Raw genomic sequence first — 20,987 nt, forward strand, 5'->3', positions numbered from 1 at the left:
AAATGTTGGATAATGGAAAATCCGGGGCCTGTCACCACGTCATTCGCGCGCAGGGGCCAAAGGTGGAAACACCGAGCACCCCGGATACCCGAAACCCCAACGCCAGGGCAGGCCCGAACAGGGGCCGCCGCCAAATCGGACCGCCGCGTACATCGCCTCGGCCGTGACGGAATGAGCGGTGCGAATCTGTTCGGCCGTCATGTCATAGCGCTTGGCATATTCCTCGGCTTGGTCTGTCCCATGCTTTTTGACGCAAGCACGCAGGGTGTCGTCAGCGGACAGGCGCGCGTCATAGCTGTCTTCGGCCCGCAAAGCGCCGCCAGCATGGTGATAGGCGCGATCATGGGTCACACAGCAGTATTCCCACGGTGGGTGCGCCTCATACAGTCCCCGAAAGCTGGGGAATGTATCCGCTACAAAGCGCCAGCTGGCCGAAAGACCACCCGAACAGCCATCCGTTTCAAACGGGGTCAACTCTGCGCTGCTGCGCTCCGCCATCAGGGCGCGATGTGCTGGTAGCTCAAAGCTGCGCATGACGTCTTGCGCGAAGGCTGGCGCGGCACCCACCAAAAGGATTGCCGCCAGATTAGGGGCTTTCATCGCGCATCGCCTCAGTATCAAAGGACATGCCAAAGGTCGTCGCCAGCCACAGCAACAACCGCTCTGCCGGCCCCAATTCGGCGCGTACACGCAGAACTTCATTCGCCATCGCGGGTCGGTCCGTGATCAGCCCATCCACCCCCATCGATGCCATGGCCGACATTTGCAGCGGATCATTCACAGTCCAGACATAGATGTCCTTACCCGCAGCGTGGACCGAATTGACCAAACCCGGCGTCGCCATCGCGGCGTTCACCGCAACAAAATCACCTTCGAGACCTGAGAGATTACCCACAGCAGTCGCGGCCAGAACACCGGCGCGCCAGTCGGGGCGAATCGTCTTCATCTTTTGCACTGCCGGGTATTTCAGGGACATCGTTGCAATGTCGTCCTGCATGCCAAGCTCTTCGACCAGAGCGACAACCCGATTCTCAAGGTCTACGTCGTGGCCGTAGTATTTCAATTCGATAATGACCTTGGCCTTGCCCTTCGCGGCCTCCAGCACGTCACGCAGAGTCGGCGTACGCTCATCGGCGTATTCGGGACCGAACCAGCTGCCGATGTCGATCTGATCAATATCCTCCATCGTGGCATCCCACACCTTGAGGTTAACACCGGCCAGTTTCATGAAATCACTGTCATGGGCCACGATGACCACGTCATCCGCTGTTTCCTGAACGTCGATCTCAACCCAGTCGGCACCGTCCTCGATCGCCTTGAGAACCGAGGCCATCGTGTTTTCAGGCTTCAGCGCGGCAGCGCCGCGATGACCGATAACCTCTGCACGGTCCGGTGCCTGCACCCTTTCCAGAAGGTGCTGCCCAAACCATATTCCAACAATAACGGAAACGACGGCGGCCCCAACAGTCGTGAACACCGTTATGCGCAGGTTGCGCGGCTTTGGAGGGGTTGGCTCTAATGTCTTGATATCAAAGAACCTATCGAGCAGTACTGCCAATGCGCCTAGAGCCGTGGCTGCCAATACCAGTCCGGCCAGTGACCAGATACCGGCGACGGCCAAGCTGTAAATCAGGGCCATTTTCAGGTTGGCTGCGCCTTGCAGCGGCAACAGCGCGAACAAAAGCCCAGCCACCCAGGCGATCACGGCGGCGATGACAAGGCGCACAGCCAGCCAGATGGCCAATTCTATCTTGAGGCGACCGCGCTTACCTTCCATCCGACTGGCGCTGATGCCGAACGCATGTCCGGGGTGAACGCCTTCGAACAAAACCAGATGCAGCGACAATGCCCAGGCTGACAGGCGTCGGATAAGCACCCAGGCCATAGCCAGCGCAACCGCCCCGATCAGCACCACGGCCACCCAGAATGAGGGCGGATGGAAGGTCAGGTAATAGTTGATGTCATATTCAGTTAGCGTCCACCATGCGATCACGGCAGAAACGACCGCAAAGGGCAGAACCAACAGCAGAACGCGCACAACAAAGCGCACCGCAAATCCAAACAGGGATGGAAGACGCGACAGGATCAGCCTGATCGAAGAACTACCAGCGCGCCATGGGTCCGGCTCTGCCATCCGCAGCGACCCGGCCATGACCGAGAAGACAAACACCTCGGCCAGTAGAAACAGGCTGAGAACCACAACTGCCGCAATAAACCCGGCAGGTGAGAGGATGAATGCAGCGATCGCCTGATCAGTCAGCGCCGTCTGGTTGGACAGCGATACGGCAAGATTCACCGTGATCGCCACGCCGGGCGCAATCAGCGCAACCAGCAACAGGCGCACAACAAGATAGATCGGCACAAAGACACGGCGACGAGCCCATGCACCCTTGTAGGCACTTGTAACGGCAGAGAAAGTGGTCACGTGAGGCCCCCTTGAATGGTAAACTCATTCAAGGCTGCGCAGACGTGAATTGCAAGTCAGGTGATCAGCTTTCTTCCAGATCCGCCGCCAGACGGAACCCGATCCGGTTGGCGGGTTTGTCCTCAACCGATTTGGGCAGGGCCCGCAGCATCACGTTCAACTGGCTGACATGTTGTACAAGCTGAGTGCGCGCGCCGGTCGCATCGGACCCATAAAAGGTGATGATATCGGGATCAAAATACCCCATCCCCTCGATCCGCATGACGCCTGCGTCGCCGCCGGTGAATCCCATCGCAACCTCTTGGTCGCCAGTCAGGGTCTTTTCGAAATTCTGGATATAGAGGATCAGCCGCTCATAAGCCCATTGCGCGGGGCTTTTCGTCTCGACCGGTTTTTGCAACGGACCGGGCAGGTCTTTTGCGCCTGACTTTGCTTCGGGGTCGGAATGCACTTCGTAGCAGCGCGGCAAAGCTGCGGCTTCGGCGGCCTCGGCCGATGTTTCGATCTGATCCTGCATGGCTTTACCCTTTGCGCTGAAACTCCCACGCCCCGTCCGCGCGGCGCGTTCGGGTGACAGCTCCAATGTGGTAAAGATGATTCAGATGTGCAACCGCTTCGACCAGCGCAAGCCCATACTCGCCACCGCTGATCTGCCGTTTGAACAAGGGCATGAAACATTCGGCAGCGGTCTTGGGCTGGTCCAAATACTTTTCCAAACGATCCAATGCACTGTGATGATTGTCGATCAGTTGCCTCATCCGGATGGGCAACCCGGTGAATGGCAACTTATGCCCGCCCAGCGCCAGATGATCGGGTCGCGCCAGCCCCTGAAGCCGTTCGCAGGCCTCAAGCCATTCAGCAACCGGATCCGCCAAAGGTTCGGTGACATAGACACCCAGGTTGGGACTGATCGAACTGAGGATCTGATCGCCGGTGATCACCAGATTGTCGTTTCGGCTCCAGAACGTGGCGTGTTCTGGTGCATGACCATTGCCCATATGAACATCCCAGTCGCGCCCACCCATGCGGATCACACTGCCTTGCTTGATCCGGGTGAAACCCAGCGGCATCGGATAAACAGTGTCGCAATAATTGAACGGGCGCTCGGCCATCCGCTTGGCCAGAACGTCGGGCGCCATTCCTGCACTGCGGTAATAGTCCAGCGTCTCCTGGGGCCAGCTTTCCTGAACATCCAGCTGTAGCATCCGCGAAAACAGCCAGGCCGTTCGCGACGCCACCAGTTCCACGCCATGTTCGGATTGGAACCAACCCGCATTGCCCACGTGATCGGGGTGATGATGAGTCACAACCACCCGCGTGATCGGCTTGCCCGCCAACGGGCCCGCCATCAGCTTTTCCCAGATGCGCCGTGTTTTGTTCGACGACATTCCTGTGTCGATCACGGTCCAGCCGTCGCCATCGTCCAGCGCGTAAATGTTAACGTGATCCAGCGCCATGGGCAGCGGCAAACGCATCCACAGAACACCTTCGGCAATCTCGGTCGCCTCGCCCTCGGCCGGAGGCTCTGACCAAGGATATCTGATCGCCAAAGGGGTTTCTCCGTCCATCAGGATACAAACTCCTCGGCGCTGAGCCCGAATACATCATCTGCCCCGTTCTGTGCTTGAACAAGCAGCCCAGCATATTCAGGCAACAGCGCGTTAATGTAATACCGGGCCAGCTTAAAGCGCGGGCCACCCGGTTCAGCCAAAGCCGACTTCAGGTGGTAATGTGCACCCAATACGCGGGCAAAGGCATGCAGATAGGGCAATGCCCCGGCAAACCGGTTGTTCATATCAGACTGCGCCACCATCCACTCGGTCGTCTCGCGCAAGCTTTCGGTCGCTTCCCAAACCGGGCCAGCCAGTTCGGGCATGGTCGCCCGCGCCTGTTCAGCATGATCTTCAATCTCGTCCAGTAGGCGCGAGGCTGCTTCGCCGCCATCCATCATCTTGCGCGCCACCAAATCCATCGCCTGAATACCGTTGGTGCCTTCGTAGATCGCGGTCACGCGGACGTCGCGATAATACTGAGCAGCACCGGATTCCTCGATGAAGCCCATACCGCCGTGGACCTGAACACCGGTCTCAGATACGCGCATTCCGGTCTCGGTGCCAAAAACCTTGCCAATCGGCGTCAAAAGAGCGGCACGAGACATCCAATCAACGTCGCCCGTTGCGTTGGCCATATCGATGGCCGCGGCGTTGGCCAGCATAATCGCACGCGCAGCGAAAGTGTCAGCACGCATGCTCATTAACATCCGACGCACATCCGCGTGGTCGATAATGGTGCCCGAGGGGGTTTTGCCCTGTTTCCGCTCCAACGCATAGGTCAGCGCGTGCTGATAGGCACCTTCGGCTGCACCCACGCCCTGACCGCCAACACCCAAACGCGCGTTGTTCATCATGGTAAACATCGCGGCCATGCCGCCATGTTCCTTACCTACAAGCCAGCCTTTGGCACCGTCAAACTGCATCACGCAGGTCGGAGAACCGTGCAGGCCCATCTTGTGCTCGACCGATACGACCTTCAGATCATTGGCCACACCGGGATTGCCGTTCTCATCCGGCAGCAGCTTGGGCACCAGGAACAGCGAAATGCCCTTGGTTCCGGGAACGCCATCGGGCAGGCGCGCCAGTACCAAATGGCAGACATTCTCAGCAAAATCGTTGTCACCCCATGAGATAAAGATTTTCTGCCCTGTCACAGAAAAGGTGCCATCCCCATTGGCTTCGGCTTTCGAAGTCAACGCACCCACATCCGACCCGGCCTGTGGTTCGGTCAGGTTCATGGTACCAGACCATTCACCTGCCATCATCTTAGGCAGATACAGCGCCTTGAGCTCATCGCTGGCGTGATGTTCCAGCGCTTCGATCTGGCCCTGTGTCATCAGCGGCGCAAGTTGCAGCGACAGGCAGGCGGCAGACATCATTTCATTCACGGCGGTGGTCAACGTCATCGGCAGACCCATGCCGCCATATTCCGGATCACCGCTCATCCCGACCCAGCCGCCTTCGGCTATGGCTTTCCAGCCATCAGCATACCCGGTCGAGGTACGCAGCACGCCGTTTTCCAAGCGCGCGGGCTCAAGATCACCGGGGCGTTGCAGAGGGGCCATCACCTCTTCGCACAGTTTTCCGGCTTCGGTCAGAATAGCACTGACCACATCGTCGCTGGCTTCCGAGAACTTCTCGGTGGCAGCGATCTTGTCAAAATTGACCGCGTGGCGGAACAAGAATTCATAATCAGAGATTGGGGCGCGATATGGCATGTCTTCCCTCTAGGCTGTCTGATTGCGTTTACGCCGACGGGCTTGGAATTTCCACCGCCCACCTTTATGCATCTGGGTTCCACCGATTAGGTATCGGTCCAAATGCTATACGCAATCAAAACGCGGCGTCACCACCAATGATCCCCAACGGCACTCTGACATTAAACGCCGATCCAGCCGGAATCACGCAGGCGGCAGACCTGCTGCGGCAAGGCCTTCTGGTGGCTTTCCCGACCGAGACGGTCTACGGCCTGGGCGGGGATGCCCGTAGCGGCGAAGCGGTGGCAAGCATCTATGCCGCCAAGGGACGACCCAGCTTCAACCCGTTGATTGCGCATGTGGCCTCGATCGAAGCCGCCCAGCGGTTCGTGACATGGTCCGATCAGGCCGAGGCCTTAGCGGCCGCGTTCTGGCCCGGACCGCTGACTCTGGTTCTGCCACTGCGACCGGATCACGGGATTTCATCGCTGGTGACAGCCGGGCTGGACACGCTCGCCGTGCGAGTGCCAGCCCACCCTGCGGCCCGTACTCTGCTGTCCGCCTTCGACGGTCCGGTCGCCGCGCCATCCGCCAATCCGTCCGGGCAAATCAGCCCGACCACAGCCGCGCACGTCATATCCGGCCTGAATGGGCGCATCGCCGCGGTGCTGGATGATGGGCCTTGCGGGGTCGGGTTGGAAAGCACCATCGTGGGCGTTGCGGGCGAGCCTGCCCTTTTGCGCCCCGGCGGCGTTTCGCTGGAACAGATCGAGGCGGTTCTGGATACTCAGCTGCACCACCACCAGCTGGGTGATGCGCTGATCGCGCCCGGCCAGCTGCAATCGCATTATGCTCCGGACGCGCCCGTTCGTCTGAACGCCGGCACCGCCCAAGGCGATGAAGTTCTGCTGGGGTTTGGCCCAGTGGACTGCGATCTGAACTTGTCAGCGAAAGGTGATCTTGCCGAGGCCGCTGCCAACCTGTTCGCCGCACTGCACAGCCTGAATGACACCGGCAGACCAATTGCGGTGACCCAAATTCCCGAACATGGTTTGGGTGCGGCCATTAACGACCGCCTGCGCCGCGCTGCGGCCCCGCGTAACGGTTGATCAGGCGCGCCCGGACTCGGCAGACAGGATCAAGGGGTCAACGCCTAAAGTCGCAAGCGCACCACCCCATTTCTCATCATCGGCTACATCGAAGACCAGCTTGGACGACGCCTCGGTCGTGAGCCAGCCGTTCATCGCGATCTCATCCTCAAGCTGACCAGGTCCCCAGCCCGAATAGCCCAGCACCAAAGTGGAGTTCAAAGGCCCGCGCCCCGAGGCAAGATCCTCTAGGATATCCAGCGTTGCCGTCATGCTGAAGTCATCCGTGATGTGCATGGAATGCAGGTTCGCCTCGTAATCCGAGCTGTGCAGGACAAAACCACGCGACATCTCGACCGGGCCGCCGAAATGGACCAAACGTTCACCCACAACCGGAATCCGGCAGGGGATGTTGAGCTGACTCAACAGAGTTTTCAGCCGCAGATCCGAAGGTTTGTTGATAATCAACCCCATAGCACCATCTTCGCCATGGCTGCACAGGTACACCACCGAATGATCAAAACGCGGATCGCCCATGCCAGGCATCGCAATCAACAGTTTTCCGGTAAGATCCATGGGCCGACATCTCTTATCAGGTATGCTTCAACAATGACCCTTGGTCACCCGGAATGGCAAGGGATCAGCGCACATTTCCGCAGATTTCATCCCGGTTACCGGAACGTGACTTGGATTCTGTGCCGCAACCGCGCATTTATGAACCATGAGCGTAAAAAATGTATTACCAGCAATCGCCATAACCTTTGGTCTGGCCTTACCTGCAACAGCGCAGGTCAACGGCCCCGTTGCCGAGTTGGATATTCTGGATGGCGGACGCACCGCTAAAGGAACGTACCTCAGCGCCGTGCGTGTAACGCTGCAGGACGGATGGAAAACCTATTGGCGTGCGCCGGGGGATGCTGGCATTCCGCCGCAATTCGACTGGAACCGCTCGGACAATGTTGGGGATGTGTCGATTACATGGCCCGCGCCGGATGTGTTTGACCAGAACGGATTGCAATCGATCGGTTACGAAAACCAACTGGTTTTGCCAGTCGAGATCACGCCGAAAAACCCGGCCAAGCCCGTACGCCTGCAGGGAACGATGGATCTGGGCGTCTGCAAGGATGTCTGCATCCCGGAACAGTTGGATTTCGACCACACGCTGAACGCAGAGGCCGGGCGCAACCCGACCATCGCCGCTGCACTGGCCCAACGGCCCTTTTCCGAACACGAGGCCAGAGTGGCCCATACCACCTGTCACCTCTCACCCACATCAGACGGAATGAAGATCGAGGCACGGGTGACCATGCCTTCGGCCGGAGGGCGCGAGGTCGCCGTGATCGAGCCGGGGAACCCCGCGCTATGGGCATCGCAGACCGAGACGACGCGGACCGGGAATACTCTGATTGCAACCTCTGAGGTGATCAACGCAACAGGCGGACCGTTTGCGCTGGACCGCTCGGAAATTCGGATCACTGTTCTGGGTGCAAACCATGCGGTGGACATTCGGGGATGCAGCGCAGGCTGAGCCCGGTGATTTCATGACACAAACTCCAAAAATCGGCGCTTTGGCAGTAGTCCTGCATCAGGACCAAGTGCTGCTGGTTCAACGCAGCAAGCAACCTGATGCTGGGCTATGGGGGTTTCCTGGGGGTCACGTGGAATGGGGCGAGACTGTTTTGCAAGCCGCGCAAAGAGAGCTGCGCGAAGAAACCTCGGTCATTGCAGACCCACAGCACTACTTAGACAATCTTGATTTGCTGCGCTGGAACGAAAACGGCGACGTCCAGACACACTACCTGCTGGTAGGCGTGGCCTGTCAGTATCAAACCGGCGACCCCAATGCAGGTGACGACGCGCTCGATGCGCGTTGGTTCCCTGTGGATCAGATCCGCCGCGGCGAACTAGAGATGAGCAACCGCGTCATCGATCTGCTGGAAACCGCCCTGCGCCGGACTTAGGTCGCGGGCCTTTTGAGCCGGGTATAAAGCAAGCCTGAGACTGCCACGCTGAGGAACAGTATCAGCGCAGCACCTGTAACGAATGCGCCCAAGCCCATCCGAAGAATAGCCATGCCATCCTCGCCCGCATAAAGCCCGGACAAGAACCCGATGGGCGCGCCGTAAATTGCGGGCCACACCATCGTGACCGTAAACCATGAAAGCAGGGCGAGGCCCGAACACGCCAACGTCCCCTGCACCACACGGTCCGGGGCACGTGCCGCCCGACGCATCGCGGTCATTGGGCGAGACAGATCGTTCAGAATGGCAAGCAACGCCGGGACTAGCAGCAGGACCAGCAACATTCCAAAGCCCAGCCCATAGACCAAAGTAATGACTGTGGGTTTAAGAAACTGCGCCTGCTGCGACCCTTCATACAGTAACGGGGTCAGCCCCAGAACCGTGGTCAGCGTCGTCAGCATCACAGGCCGCAACCGGTCTGCGGTGCCTTCAACTATCGAAGGCACAAGCCCGCGCTCTTTCTGGTAATCGTCGATGGTCGTCACCAAAACAATCGAATCATTGATGATGATCCCCGTCATCCCCAGCAGACCGACGACCGTGAACATGCTTAGCGGAACTTCCCACAGGTAGTGCCCCCAGATCGCGCCGACCAACCCAAATGGGATAATCGCCATCACCACCAGTGGCCGCGTCCAGCTGGCAAACACCCAGGCCAGTACAAGATAGATACCCGTCAGGCACAGAATCAAGCCGGTGCGCGCCTCGGACAGGAACTCGTCTTCCTGTTCGCTCAGACCGGCCATCCGCCATTCGACCTGTCGTTCCGAGGCGATTTTCGGCAGGATTTCCTCGCCCATGGCACGTGCAATCTCAGCCGCGCGCGTCGGGTCATCTTCCGAGATGTCGCCATTCACCGATATCACCCGCAGGCCATTTTCGCGCCGGACGGTCGAGAAGCCGGACTTTCGCTCGACCGACACGATATCGGCCAACGGCACATACACTCCATCGGGTGTACGCATCAGAGTGCGCTCCAGGAAATCGGCGGTCAGCTCTCCTTCGGGCAGTTCAACCCTGATCTCGGCACTGCGCGGGCCATCCGGGAAGGTCGCCGCCTCGATCCCGTTCAACCGGTCGCGCAACACGCGTCCCAGCGTTTCGATCCTGAACCCCAGCGACTGACCCTGCGCTGTCAGGTCCAGAATGTACTCTTCCTTGTCATAGGCAAGGTTGTCTTCCAGCGCCGAAACTTCAGGGTATTTTGACAGCTCGGTCTGCAAGTCCTCTGAGGCGGATTTGAGCGTGTTCACATCCGCGCCATAGAACTGAACGTCAATGGCATCGCCACCGGGCCCAGATCGCCATCCCCGGAAGCTGAGCAGTTCGACCTTCGGGTGGCGCGGAACAAAATCCTGCAACTCACCCACAAACTCAAAGCTGGAATAGGGGCGCAGATCCGCGTCGATCAGCTCGATAGAAATACCACCCAGCAAGTCAGCGTCTTTACCATCGGCGGCGGCCAATCCCCATCCTGCGGACCCGCCCACCTCGGCCAGCACATAGTCGATCGGGTTATGACCGTGGCGGTCTTCATAAATTTGGCCCAGCTCTTCGGTCGCGCGCTGCAGCTCATGCATCATGGCCACAGTCTCGGCGCGGGTGGCACCTTCGACCATTATGAAGTTGCCCGTGACCGAGCCGCGCTCGGGCGCGTTAAAGAACCGCCAGTTCACATCACCTCGAATGAACAGGGCAAACTGGCTGGCCAGGATCACCACCATCATGGCAACCACCACATAGCGTGCCCAGACAACCCAGGCGATCAGCGGTCGGAACAGATGATCCCGTACCCAGCGGAACCCGCGATTGACCACGCGGTTGGGCAGATCATACCAGTGCTCTTTGGTGGAATGCGCGATGGCATGCGCCATGTGGTTCGGCAGGATCAGGAAGCATTCGATCAGCGAGGCAATCAGCACCGCAATCACGGTAAAGGGGATGTCGCGGATCAACTCGCCAAACCGGCCGCCAACCAGGGTCAGACCAAAAAAGGCAATCACCGTCGTCAGGGTCGCCGCAAAGACCGGCATCGCCATGCGTCGCGCCGCTCGTTCAGCGGCCACCATTGGGGCCTCACCTAATCGGCGCGCGCGGAAATCGGCATGCTCACCCACGACGATGGCGTCATCCACAACAATGCCCAGCGTGATGATCAAGCCGAACAGGGACACCATGTTGATCGACAGCCCGCCGACATACATAAAGGCAATCGCGGCAGACATGGCAACCGGAATGCCGGCAGCGACCCAAAAGGCGATCCGCGCATTCAGAAACAGAAAAAGCAGACAGACCACCAGGCCCAAGCCAACAAGGCCGTTGTCGACCAGAATATCCAGACGGTCGGTGATCGCCTGAGCGCGGGTTCTGATCAGCTCGATCGTCACACCTTCGGGAACGCTGGCCTGCATTTCCGTCACAACGTCTTCGACCGCGTGCTGGATTTCGATCGCGTCACCCAGGTTTGAGCGATCTACCCGCACCGACATTGCCGGATTTTCGCCCACAAAGTAGCTGCGATTGCGGTTGACCCCTTCGACCCGGATCTGCGCCACATCGCCCACCAGCAACTTAGATCCGTCCGCAAAATTGCGCAGGGCGATACCTTCGATTTCTTCGGGTGTGCGCTTTTCCGTACCCGTGCGAATACGGGCATTCGCGCCGGTCACATCACCTGCTGGGTTTGCGTTGACCTCGGCCGCGACAGCTGATGCGACCTCGGACAGGGTGATGTCGTTGGCAATCAGTTGGGCGGTCGGTATCTCGACCACGATGCGCGGCGCAGCAAGCCCCCGAATCGTGGTACGGGTAACCCCAACCGCGAAAAGACGGTTGATTAATTCGTCCGTGAATTTGGCCAATTGATCAGGATCGACAGGCCCTGTCACAACCACATCGGTAACCCGGTCCCGCCAGGCACCCCGCCGGATCGTTGGTTCTTCGGCATCGTCGGGCAGACTGGTGACACTGTCGACGGCAGTCCGGACCTCCTCAACTGCGCGGGACATGTCCCAATTCGGCTCGAACTCCAGCCGAATGCTGGCGCGCCCCTCGCGCGAGGTCGCTTCGGTGCTGGCGACACCCTCGACCGCCAGCAAGGCGGGCTCAAGCACCTGAATGATCCCGTTGTCCACATCTTCGGGACCGGCCCCATCCCAGTCCACACTCACGTCGACACGTTCCAGAACCACATCGGGAAAGAACTGCGCCCGCATATTCGGGATTGCCGCCGCGCCCAGAACCAGCATGACCAGCAGCAGCAAGTTTGCCACCGTTTTGTGACGCGTGAAGTAACTGAGGATGCCGCCTGCCGCGCCGGGGATCTCGCGCATCATGGCGCTTAGCCCCCCGCCCGGTTTTCAAGCCGCTGGACCAGCGACGCAGGCACCTTGGCCTCGCTCAACTGACCCAGAACCCGTTCTTTGACGTCCTTTGGCATGCGCGTGCTGGCCTCGACCTGAGCGACCAGCCGGGCGCGTTGCTCCACAGTCAGCTCAACCATATCCGGCACAACCTCGGCACTGTCATCTATCCGCAATGGCCGGACGCGAACGCCCGATCCCAGCAGAGGCGTGCGGCCGATCACGACCTCACGCCCAACCAAACCTTCGCCGCGCAACAAGACCTCGTCGCCCTGACGACGGATCAGCTGTACTGGCAGCGCTTCGAGCCTGTCATTCTCATCCAGCACCAACACTGTTCCGACAGCATCAAGAACCGAAGACGGCAGCAGTACTACGTTGTCCAGCGGTTGTTCCTGCACTGTGACGGTAACAAAATCGCCCGGCTTGAACCCCGACGCCTCGTCCAGTCGGGCATAGATCAATCGCCCGGTCTGCCCTTCGCCCGCCGATCCGCTGTCGCGGCTAATGCGGCCTTGCGCGGTCAGGTCGGTGCCTGTGACCTCAAGCGAGATAGTCACCGGTGCGTCGATCAGATCACCGGCTGCATCCAGCAATCGGACGTATTGCGCGGTTGAGACCCGGAATGCCACCTCCAACGCATTGGGGTCGACAAGTTCCGCCAGCTTTTCGTTCGCGGACACCAGCCGTCCTTCGACCAGTGTTACATCCGTCAATGTGCCCCCGAACCGGGCGCGGATTGTCATATCATCCAGATCGCGTTCAGCGGCCTCAAGCGCAATGCGGGCTCGTGACAACAGGGTGGTCGCCTGATCGACTCGGGATTCTGCTTGGGCCAGCGCAATCCGCCGCGCCAGCACCGCCTGCTGCGCGGCAGCCTTGGCCAGCTCGGCTTCTTCTACAGATGCTGCGGCCCCAACTCCGCGGGTCTGTAAATCCTGTTGGCGCTGCAAGGCGCGCCCGCGCAGTTCTGCCTGCGCCTCGGCTGAATTCAATTCATCCTGCGCCAGCAGTAGCGACCGCTCCGCGTCACGCTCTTCAAACTGCGCGTCCAGCAAATCGGATTTTGCGCGGTCCAGCGCGGACTGGACGTCTGCGGGATCAAGTTCGACCAGAACTTCGCCTGTTGTTACCACACCGCCGTCTTCAAAATCCTCGGCCAGCCCGACAACGCGCCCGCCCAGCGCGGCGCGCAACTCCAACCTGCGACGGCTTTGAACTTCGCCAAAGGCTTCGAGATACGGTGTCACGGTCTCCAATTCCGCAGACCGAACAGAAACGGCAAAGACACGCTCGCGCGCCTGCGGAGCCGCCTCCTCCCGCGTCAGAACGTCTTGCACGGCGCCCGAAATCATCTGCGCCGCCACAAACAACAGGGCCACTGTCAACGACGTCAAAAAGACTCCAACAAGGCTTTGCCTCAGAAATCGCATATAAAATTCACCCCGGTTGCATCAGGCTGCCATTAGCAAAAGGTAGCTGGGCAGCAAAAAATGCCAAGCCACAAAGCGGTTATGAACGGTTTAACGTGCGACCAGTCTACTTCCGTCGCAAATGTTCGTCCAATCTGGGCATTATTTCGACGAAATTGCAGGGACGGTGGCGATAATCGAACTGTTTCTCCAATATCCCGTCCCAGGCGTCCTTGCAGGCTCCGGGACTGCCGGGCAATGCAAACAGGTAGGTACCACCCGCCACGCCACCGGTCGCACGTGATTGCACGGCCGACGTACCAATCTTCTCCATTGAAACGATTGTGAACACCGTGCCGAAAGCCTCGACTTCCTTCTCATAGACATCGCGATGCGCCTCGACCGTTACGTCGCGGCCCGTCAGGCCCGTACCACCGGTCGAAATCACCACGTCTATCTCAGGATCCGCAATCCAGACGCGCAACTGATCGGCGATCTCGCTGCGCTCATCGCGGATGATGCTGCGATCGGCAACCCTGTGCCCCGCCCTTTCGATGCGGTCCGCAAGTGTCTGGCCGGATTTATCTTCTTCCAGCGACCGCGTGTCCGAGACGGTCAGCACGGCGATACGGACCGGAATGAAGTCTTTGGTCTCATCAATGCGCGACATGTTTCCTCAGGCCCTTTCCAAGATGGCAAGCCGGATCGCGAGGACTGTGAAAATCCCTCCGGTCACCCAGCCCATGATGCGTGAGGCGCGCGGGTTCGCGATCAGCACCCGCCCCGCACCACCGGCAAAAATTCCCACTAGCCCATTCACCACAAATCCGCCCAGCGCAATGATGGATCCGAGAATCAGGAACTGCAGCAGGATCGAACCGGCCGCCGGGTTCACGAACTGCGGGATAAAAGCCAGTACGAACAGAATTACCTTGGGGTTGGTCAGGTTCACCACCAGCCCGTCCCGGAATGCCAATTGGGTGGGACCGGAGGGAGCATCCGCAGAGACCGCCCCGTTCCGAAACGCCCCCCAGGCGAAACACAGCAGATAAGCAACGCCCATCCAGCGGATCACATCGAACAGCCAGGGCATCGTGGCCACAGCCGCTCCTAGACCGAGACCCGCTACCAGAACGTGAACCATCGATCCGACGGAAATACCTGCGCTGGCGGCGATTGCAGGCCGCGCCCCGCACCTCAGACCCTGCCCAAAGCAGAACATCATGTCCGCCCCGGGGGTCAGATTCAGGGCGATTGCGGCCGGGATAAACGCCAGCAGCGTAACTGTTTCAATCACGTGGTGACCTCGAACCAATTTACCGTGGGGCCAAGATTGGCGATCTGCGTCACGCCGATTGCGCCTCGGTAACCCCAGCTGTCATGGATATGGCCACAAAGGGCAAATTGCGGCTGCAACCGCTCGATTGCGTCACGGACCGCCACCGATCCTACCGCATCACCCGTCGATGTAAGATCGCCGTGACCCTTGGGCGGAGAATGCGCGATCAGGATGTCAGCTCCTTCGCAACGATCCAGCAACTCAGCCGCTTCAGGGTCCGACAGATCGCAGGACCACTCACCGAATGGCGTCACCGGCACTCCGTAACCAAGGCCAAACAGACGCAGCCCATCCACAGTCATGCCTGTCCCGTGTAGAACGTGCACACCTTCGGGCGCAGCGTCAGCTAGTTCACCTGCACTTTCAGCATTGCCGGGAACCAGAACCAACGGCGCATTGATACCAGAGAGCATCGCCATCGCGTCATCCAGACCTTGCCGCATGTTGCAATAATCTCCGGCTCCGATCACCAGATCGGCCTCATCGCTGGCTGCAACAACGTCTGCGGCACGGTTTCGCGCCATATGCAGGTCCGAGAATGCGAGGATTTTCATGCCTTGCCCTCCAGCCTTGCTTTGAGCTCCAGCAAATCAGCCCATGCCTGCCGCTTCATCTGCGGTTGACGTAGCAAATAAGCCGGGTGGAACATCGGGATAACCGGCATGTCCATCGCCTGATCCCACTGACCCCGAAGCCGTGTGATCCCCCGTTTACCCAGAACAGCCTGACAGCTGATATTGCCCATCACCACCAGAACCTCGGGTTTAGCCAAGGCCACGTGCCGTTCCAGAAACGGCTTCAACATGCCAATCTCTTCGGGCTTGGGATCCCGGTTCTGCGGTGGGCGCCACGGCAGGACGTTGGTGATATAGACGTTTTCGGTCCGATTGAGATTAATCGCCGCCAGCATCCGGTCCAACAACTGCCCGGCGCGTCCGACAAAGGGCTTGCCCTCGCGGTCCTCATCCCGGCCCGGAGCCTCTCCGATAATCATCACCCGCGAACCCGGGGTGCCGTCGGCAAAGACCAACTGCCGCGCACCGCGCTTCAACTCGCAATGGTCAAACGCGTCCATGGCCGCCCGTAGCTGATCCAGCGACCCGGCAGACTGTGCCGCAGATTTCGCAACCGCCACCGGATCAACCTGCTTTGGTTTTTCTGGTGCGGTTTGGGCCTTTGCGGGTTTCTTGGCTTTTGGCGCCGTATCTGGCAGCGCATAGCGATCCACCGGTGCATCACCGATCGCATCCGTCGCACCCAGCTCGATCTGCCATTCCAGCAGAGCACGGGCAGTATGATAGTCCAAAGCCGATTCCATACCCCTCAATCTAACCACCTTTTGAACGAGGGAAAGCGAATAGGCCTTGATTGGTCGGTCCGTCGCACCGACCATTGGCGTATTCATGTTGTGTGTATTGCGATTCTTTCTCATCAGTTTGCTGCTGACCATGCTCAGCGGCCCGGCCTCTGCGCAGTTTCAAGACCGGTACGGGCAGTGCCGTGCCGGTCAGTTCAAATGCGGCAGTACCTGCTGTTCGGGTGGCCAAAGATGCAGCTTTGACGGGAACTGCATTCCGCTGGGCGGCACCTATTGCGGTGGCGGCAGAACCTGCGGCCCATTCGAGCGCTGCGTGGCAGGCGGCACCCGATGCGCACCAGCGGGGCAAAATAAGTGCAGGTCGCGTCTAGACTGCCCCGGCGGCAGCATCTGCAATGCCCGTGGCGAATGCGAGCGTAACACGCCTGACATTCTGGAACTGCCTTCACTGACATGCGACGACGGTCGCATTTGCGGATCCGGATCGTCTTGCCTGCCGGGTGGCGGATGTTCACGCCCCGGCTGGTATCTTTGCGAAAAAACCGGATCACAGTGCCGTCAGGGGTTCAAGTGTTCCAAAAACCAGGGCTGTGTTCCCGTCAAGGCCGTCGACTGCGGATATGGTAAGTGGTGCAAGCCCGGCGAACAGTGCCTGCCCGAAGGCGGATGCGAGAAACTGCCCGAGTGAACCGAACCTTAGGTTGCCTTGCGCAGCGCGGCTTCTTATAAGCGGCGCGATTGTCAGACAGGAGCCCGCCAATGCGTTTCGCCCATCGTCACCTTCTTGGCATCGAGCACCTGTCGCAATCCGATATTACTGCCATTCTCGACCTGGCCGAGAAATACGTCGACATGAACCGCCAGTCGACCAAGCATTCCGACGTTCTGTCTGGGCTGACGCAAATCAACATGTTCTTCGAGAACTCAACCCGCACGCAGGCCAGTTTCGAAATCGCAGGCAAGCGGCTGGGTGCGGACGTGATGAATATGGCGATGCAGGCCAGCTCGATCAAAAAGGGCGAGACGCTGATCGACACAGCGATGACGCTGAATGCGATGCACCCCGATTTGTTGGTGGTGCGCCATCCGCATTCCGGCGCGGTTGACCTGCTGGCGCAGAAGGTGAATTGCGCGGTGCTGAATGCCGGCGATGGCAAGCACGAACACCCGACGCAAGCTCTGCTGGACGCGCTGACCATTCGCCGCGCCAAGGGTCGCCTGCACCGGCTGAACATTGCGATCTGCGGCGATGTCGCTCATTCCCGCGTTGCCCGGTCAAACCTGATCCTGCTGGGCAAAATGGAAAACCGCATTCGCCTGATCGGGCCGCCGACATTGGTTCCGTCGCAATTCGCAGATTTTGGGGCCGAAATTTACGACGACATGAATGAAGGTCTAAAGGACGTCGACGTCGTCATGATGCTGCGCCTCCAGAAAGAGCGGATGGACGGCGGCTTTATCCCGTCGGAGCGGGAATACTACCACCGCTATGGCCTCGACGCTGCGAAACTGGCACAGGCCAAACCCGACGCCATCGTCATGCACCCCGGTCCGATGAATCGCGGGGTCGAGATTGACGGAACACTGGCAGACGACATCAACCGGTCCGTTATTCAGGAACAGGTCGAAATGGGCGTCGCCGTTCGTATGGCCGCAATGGAACTGCTGGCCCGCAACCTTGGTGAGGCCGCATGAGTGATCTGAACGTCGCCCCACATGAACACGGCGTCCTGCGCTTATTTCAACTCGGCATGCGCCCGGAAGAGGCAAAGTTCCTGCACGAACCCGGGGCGGCAGACCAGATTCTGGGTGTCGAGGGTCTGGATCTGACCCAGATCGACGTATTTCCTGTCTCGGACCTCGAGGAACTGGGTCTTTTTGGCTTTCTCAACGAAGGGTGCGGCGTCCCTAAAGATCAGCTGGACCGGGCAGCGTTGGAAAGCACTGAAGGCTGGGTCATGGTCGTGCGCAGTGCTGCGTTTCAGGGACGTGCCGCCACTTTGCGACCGGACCCCAAAGTGCACCTGATTGGCCTTTACACTGAAGAGGCGACAAACTGGACCGGTGGAGCAATTAAAGCAGAAAGCGCGAAACCGTTCTCGGCCCCGCAAACCCCGCCAAAGGACGACAAACCCGGCCGTATTGGGTCGGCCATGCTGGCAGTGGTGGCGCTGGTGGTCATCGGAGGCATCCTGTGGCTGATCCTGTGACCTTCACCCCCGACAAAGGCGCTTATATCCGCACGAATACATGGCTGGCCGCCGGGGCCATGGCTGTCGCGATGATCGTGCTGTGGCTGGTCGGTAACCCCTATGTCTGGACCGGGGCACCCGCGGGTCTTGCCGCGGTTGCCTTTCGCGCATGGTACCTGGCCTCAGAAGAACTGACCACCACATGGCAGATGACGGAAACCTCCCTAACCGGCCCCGGCCCGCGCAATGTGGCGCTGAACCAGATAGAGGCGGTCAACCTCATGGGCAGTTTTGTCCAGATCGTCACCAAGGGTGGCGACAAGCATCTGATCAAGTATCAGGCTGACCCCGCAGCCACCAAAGCCGCCATCGAAAGGGCAATGGGATGAACAACACTATTTTCACCAACGCCCGCCTGATCGACCCGGAAACCGGCACCGACAGCCCTGGCTGGCTACATGTAACCGATGGTAGGATTACTGCGCGCGGCGAAGGGGTTGCTCCGGCGTCTGCGGCGCAGGTCGTCGATTGTGGTGGGCAATGCCTTGCCCCCGGTATCGTCGATATCGGCGTCAAGGTCTGTGAACCGGGTGAGCGGCACAAGGAAAGCTATAAATCCGCCGGTCTGGCCGCCGCCGCCGGTGGCGTGACCACGATCGTGACGCGCCCCGATACCAGCCCTGCCATCGACACGCCGGAAAGTCTGGAGTTCGTCACACGCCGGGCTCAGGCCGACACGCCGGTCAACGTCCTTCCAATGGCCGCGTTGACCAAAAGTCGCGAAGGCCGCGAGATGACTGAGATCGGGTTCCTGCAGGATGCGGGTGCCGTGGCCTTCACCGATTGTGATCACGTGATCGCCAACACCAAGGTGTTTTCCCGCGCCCTGACCTATGCCAGAGCCTGCGGCGCGCTGGTCATTGCTCACCCGCAAGAATCCATCCTCAGCAATGGTGCCGCAGCCACCAGTGGTAAGTTCGCCGTGCTGCGCGGCCTGCCCGCTGTTTCGCCAATGGCCGAGCGGATGGGGCTGGATCGCGACATCGCCTTGCTTGAGATGACCGGGGCCACCTATCACGCTGACCAAATCACCACTGCCCGCGCCCTGCCCGCGCTTGAGCGCGCAAAACGCAACGGTCTGGACATCACCGCAGGTACGTCAATCCACCACCTGACCCTGAATGAGCTGGACGTGGCCGACTATCGCACCTTCTTCAAAGTCAAACCGCCGCTGCGCTCCGAGGATGACCGGCAAGCGGTGATCGAAGCGGTGCGGACCGGCCTGATTGATACGATCAGCTCCATGCACACGCCTCAAGATGAGGAAAGCAAACGCCTGCCGTTTGAAGAGGCGGCCTCCGGCGCGGTGGCGCTGGAAACACTGCTGCCCGCCGCCTTGCGTCTGTATCATGCCGGGCAGTTGGACCTGCCGACACTGTTCCGCGCAATGGCCCTGAACCCGGCAAAACGACTAGGGCTGAACAGTGGTCGTCTGTCCGAAGGCGCGCCTGCGGATCTGGTGCTGTTTGACCCGGATGTGCCCTTTGTGCTGGACCGGTTCTCGCTGAAATCGAAATCGCAGAACACACCGTTTGACGGCCAGCGGATGCAGGGTAAGGTCACCGCAACTTTCGTTGCAGGCCAAGAAGTTTACCGGAGACCCTGATGCCCGTCATTGACAGTACAACGACCCAGCTGATCCTCTGGGCAACCTTTGGGTATCTGATGGGGTCGATCCCGTTTGGCATGGTCCTGGCCAAGGTGATGGGCTTGGGCAATCTGCGCAACATCGGTTCGGGCAATATCGGCGCAACCAATGTTCTGCGGACGGGCAACAAGACCGCCGCGGCCCTGACCCTGATTTTCGACGCCGCAAAAGGCGGGGTTGCCGTTCTGGTGGCGCGTGCCCTAGCGGGCGAGGATGCCGCGCAGATTGCGGCGCTGGCCGCACTTTTGGGCCATTGCTTTCCGGTTTGGCTGGGATTTAAGGGCGGCAAAGGGGTCGCCACGTTCCTGGGTATCTGGCTGGCGTTGGACTGGCGCGTCGGTGTGGCCTGTTGCCTGACCTGGCTGGTTGCAGCCGCAATCTGGCGCATCTCATCCCTTGCGGCGCTTGCGGCGGCGGCAACGTCCACCATTTGGGCTCTTCTGCTGACAGGTTCGCAAACGCTGCTACTGGCTGGCGTCCTGACCTTGTTGGTCTATTGGCGCCACGGCGCGAATATTGCCCGCATCAAATCCGGAACTGAACCAAAAATCGGACAGTCTTGAGCGCCTCGGACGCCTTCCTGACCGCCTTTTTTGCTATCCCCAAGGGGTCATCGACCGGGCATGCCCACGGCAGGCGGTATATCGTCAGTCGAACGGAATTTTCCGGCGGCAAGTCCCAGAAACTTGCCGCACGCGCACTGGACGGCAGCGACTACATCAGCCTGAACCTTTATTTGACCAAACGTGGATCTCTTCTTCGCCCCTGCGAAATGCCCGCGGAAAAAGTCACCGAATTCGTTTTGGATTTCGCGCCCGATACCTAAGGCCTACCCTGCATTTGTGAACAGTGCCTCTTCGCCCCTGCACATT

Annotated in this window: 22 protein-coding genes; 10 read left to right on the top strand and 12 right to left on the bottom strand. The window is 59.7% G+C overall.

Annotated elements, in window-relative coordinates; genetic code table 11:
• Window positions 1-39: 39 nt before the first annotated feature.
• From QMP16_RS11645 to QMP16_RS11665, 5 genes are all read right to left on the bottom strand, one after another.
• Window positions 40-600, bottom strand: coding sequence for a hypothetical protein (locus tag QMP16_RS11645; protein ID WP_282152509.1), 561 nt, complete (start codon window positions 598-600; stop codon window positions 40-42).
• The gene (locus QMP16_RS11650) at window positions 587-2,425 is read right to left on the bottom strand and encodes a glycerophosphodiester phosphodiesterase (RefSeq protein WP_282152510.1); all 1,839 of its coding nucleotides are present in this window, start codon (window positions 2,423-2,425) and stop codon (window positions 587-589) included. Before QMP16_RS11650 ends, QMP16_RS11645 begins: the two co-directional genes overlap by 14 nt.
• Window positions 2,426-2,489: 64 nt before the next feature.
• Window positions 2,490-2,942, bottom strand: coding sequence for a DUF6173 family protein (locus QMP16_RS11655; protein WP_058273581.1), 453 nt, complete (start codon window positions 2,940-2,942; stop codon window positions 2,490-2,492).
• Between the two features lie 4 nt (window positions 2,943-2,946).
• Entirely contained in the window at window positions 2,947-3,993 is a 1,047-nt protein-coding gene (locus QMP16_RS11660; protein ID WP_282152511.1) for an MBL fold metallo-hydrolase, read from the bottom strand.
• Entirely contained in the window at window positions 3,993-5,696 is a 1,704-nt protein-coding gene (locus QMP16_RS11665) for an acyl-CoA dehydrogenase (protein WP_282152512.1), read from the bottom strand. The genes QMP16_RS11660 and QMP16_RS11665 overlap by 1 nt, the downstream gene beginning before the upstream one ends.
• Before the next feature lie 137 nt (window positions 5,697-5,833).
• Between QMP16_RS11665 and QMP16_RS11670 the strand changes: the two genes are divergently transcribed.
• Complete coding sequence (locus tag QMP16_RS11670) at window positions 5,834-6,784, top strand: L-threonylcarbamoyladenylate synthase (protein ID WP_282152513.1); 951 nt, start codon at window positions 5,834-5,836, stop codon at window positions 6,782-6,784.
• On the opposite strand, the gene QMP16_RS11675 is transcribed toward QMP16_RS11670, so the two are convergent.
• Window positions 6,785-7,339, bottom strand: a complete 555-nt coding sequence (locus QMP16_RS11675; protein ID WP_058273585.1) for a YqgE/AlgH family protein — start codon at window positions 7,337-7,339, stop codon at window positions 6,785-6,787.
• Window positions 7,340-7,484: 145 nt separating this feature from the next.
• On the opposite strand from QMP16_RS11675, the gene QMP16_RS11680 reads away from it, so the two are divergent.
• Together QMP16_RS11680 and QMP16_RS11685 are read left to right on the top strand one after the other, a co-directional pair.
• Entirely contained in the window at window positions 7,485-8,291 is an 807-nt protein-coding gene (locus tag QMP16_RS11680) for a protein-disulfide reductase DsbD domain-containing protein (protein WP_282152514.1), read from the top strand.
• Window positions 8,257-8,724: an NUDIX hydrolase gene (locus tag QMP16_RS11685; protein ID WP_348774594.1), complete on the top strand. Its 468-nt coding sequence runs from the start codon at window positions 8,257-8,259 to the stop codon at window positions 8,722-8,724. Before QMP16_RS11680 ends, QMP16_RS11685 begins: the two co-directional genes overlap by 35 nt.
• On the opposite strand, the gene QMP16_RS11690 is transcribed toward QMP16_RS11685, so the two are convergent.
• The 6 genes from QMP16_RS11690 to QMP16_RS11715 all read right to left on the bottom strand — a co-directional run bounded on the left by QMP16_RS11690 (window position 8,721) and on the right by QMP16_RS11715 (window position 16,215).
• The gene (locus QMP16_RS11690) at window positions 8,721-12,119 is read right to left on the bottom strand and encodes an efflux RND transporter permease subunit (protein ID WP_282152515.1); all 3,399 of its coding nucleotides are present in this window, start codon (window positions 12,117-12,119) and stop codon (window positions 8,721-8,723) included. The genes QMP16_RS11685 and QMP16_RS11690 overlap by 4 nt on opposite strands.
• Window positions 12,120-12,124: 5 nt before the next feature.
• The gene (locus QMP16_RS11695; RefSeq protein ID WP_282152516.1) at window positions 12,125-13,579 is read right to left on the bottom strand and encodes an efflux RND transporter periplasmic adaptor subunit; all 1,455 of its coding nucleotides are present in this window, start codon (window positions 13,577-13,579) and stop codon (window positions 12,125-12,127) included.
• Between the two features lie 106 nt (window positions 13,580-13,685).
• Window positions 13,686-14,228, bottom strand: a complete 543-nt coding sequence (gene moaB, locus QMP16_RS11700) for a molybdenum cofactor biosynthesis protein B (RefSeq protein ID WP_282152517.1) — start codon at window positions 14,226-14,228, stop codon at window positions 13,686-13,688.
• Window positions 14,229-14,234: 6 nt separating this feature from the next.
• Complete coding sequence (locus QMP16_RS11705) at window positions 14,235-14,855, bottom strand: LysE family translocator (RefSeq protein WP_282152518.1); 621 nt, start codon at window positions 14,853-14,855, stop codon at window positions 14,235-14,237.
• Window positions 14,852-15,451: a metallophosphoesterase family protein gene (locus QMP16_RS11710; RefSeq protein ID WP_282152519.1), complete on the bottom strand. Its 600-nt coding sequence runs from the start codon at window positions 15,449-15,451 to the stop codon at window positions 14,852-14,854. The genes QMP16_RS11705 and QMP16_RS11710 overlap by 4 nt, the downstream gene beginning before the upstream one ends.
• A complete protein-coding gene (locus QMP16_RS11715) occupies window positions 15,448-16,215 on the bottom strand; it encodes a uracil-DNA glycosylase (protein WP_282152520.1) in 768 nt (255 codons plus the stop codon). The genes QMP16_RS11710 and QMP16_RS11715 overlap by 4 nt, the downstream gene beginning before the upstream one ends.
• 97 nt (window positions 16,216-16,312) lie before the next feature.
• Between QMP16_RS11715 and QMP16_RS11720 the strand changes: the two genes are divergently transcribed.
• The 7 genes from QMP16_RS11720 (at window position 16,313) to QMP16_RS11750 (ending at window position 20,941) form a co-directional block, all read left to right on the top strand.
• A complete protein-coding gene (locus QMP16_RS11720) occupies window positions 16,313-16,903 on the top strand; it encodes a scavenger receptor class F, member 2 (RefSeq protein WP_282152521.1) in 591 nt (196 codons plus the stop codon).
• A gap of 71 nt (window positions 16,904-16,974) precedes the next feature.
• Window positions 16,975-17,910 carry an aspartate carbamoyltransferase catalytic subunit gene (locus QMP16_RS11725; RefSeq protein WP_170562579.1) on the top strand — a complete coding sequence of 312 codons (936 nt, stop codon included), beginning with the start codon at window positions 16,975-16,977 and terminating at the stop codon, window positions 17,908-17,910.
• Entirely contained in the window at window positions 17,907-18,425 is a 519-nt protein-coding gene (locus tag QMP16_RS11730; protein ID WP_282152522.1) for a hypothetical protein, read from the top strand. The genes QMP16_RS11725 and QMP16_RS11730 overlap by 4 nt, the downstream gene beginning before the upstream one ends.
• Window positions 18,410-18,796: a hypothetical protein gene (locus tag QMP16_RS11735; protein WP_282152523.1), complete on the top strand. Its 387-nt coding sequence runs from the start codon at window positions 18,410-18,412 to the stop codon at window positions 18,794-18,796. The genes QMP16_RS11730 and QMP16_RS11735 overlap by 16 nt, the downstream gene beginning before the upstream one ends.
• The gene (gene pyrC, locus QMP16_RS11740) at window positions 18,793-20,073 is read left to right on the top strand and encodes a dihydroorotase (RefSeq protein WP_282152524.1); all 1,281 of its coding nucleotides are present in this window, start codon (window positions 18,793-18,795) and stop codon (window positions 20,071-20,073) included. The genes QMP16_RS11735 and pyrC overlap by 4 nt, the downstream gene beginning before the upstream one ends.
• Complete coding sequence (plsY, locus tag QMP16_RS11745) at window positions 20,073-20,678, top strand: glycerol-3-phosphate 1-O-acyltransferase PlsY (protein ID WP_282152525.1); 606 nt, start codon at window positions 20,073-20,075, stop codon at window positions 20,676-20,678. The genes pyrC and plsY overlap by 1 nt, the downstream gene beginning before the upstream one ends.
• On the top strand, window positions 20,675-20,941 hold the full coding sequence (locus tag QMP16_RS11750; protein WP_282152526.1) for a hypothetical protein: 267 nt from the start codon (window positions 20,675-20,677) through the stop codon (window positions 20,939-20,941). The genes plsY and QMP16_RS11750 overlap by 4 nt, the downstream gene beginning before the upstream one ends.
• Window positions 20,942-20,987 lie beyond the last annotated feature (46 nt).

The sequence above is a fragment of the Ruegeria atlantica genome, from assembly GCF_947495585.1.
Taxonomy (GTDB): Bacteria; Pseudomonadota; Alphaproteobacteria; order Rhodobacterales; family Rhodobacteraceae; genus Ruegeria; species Ruegeria atlantica_G.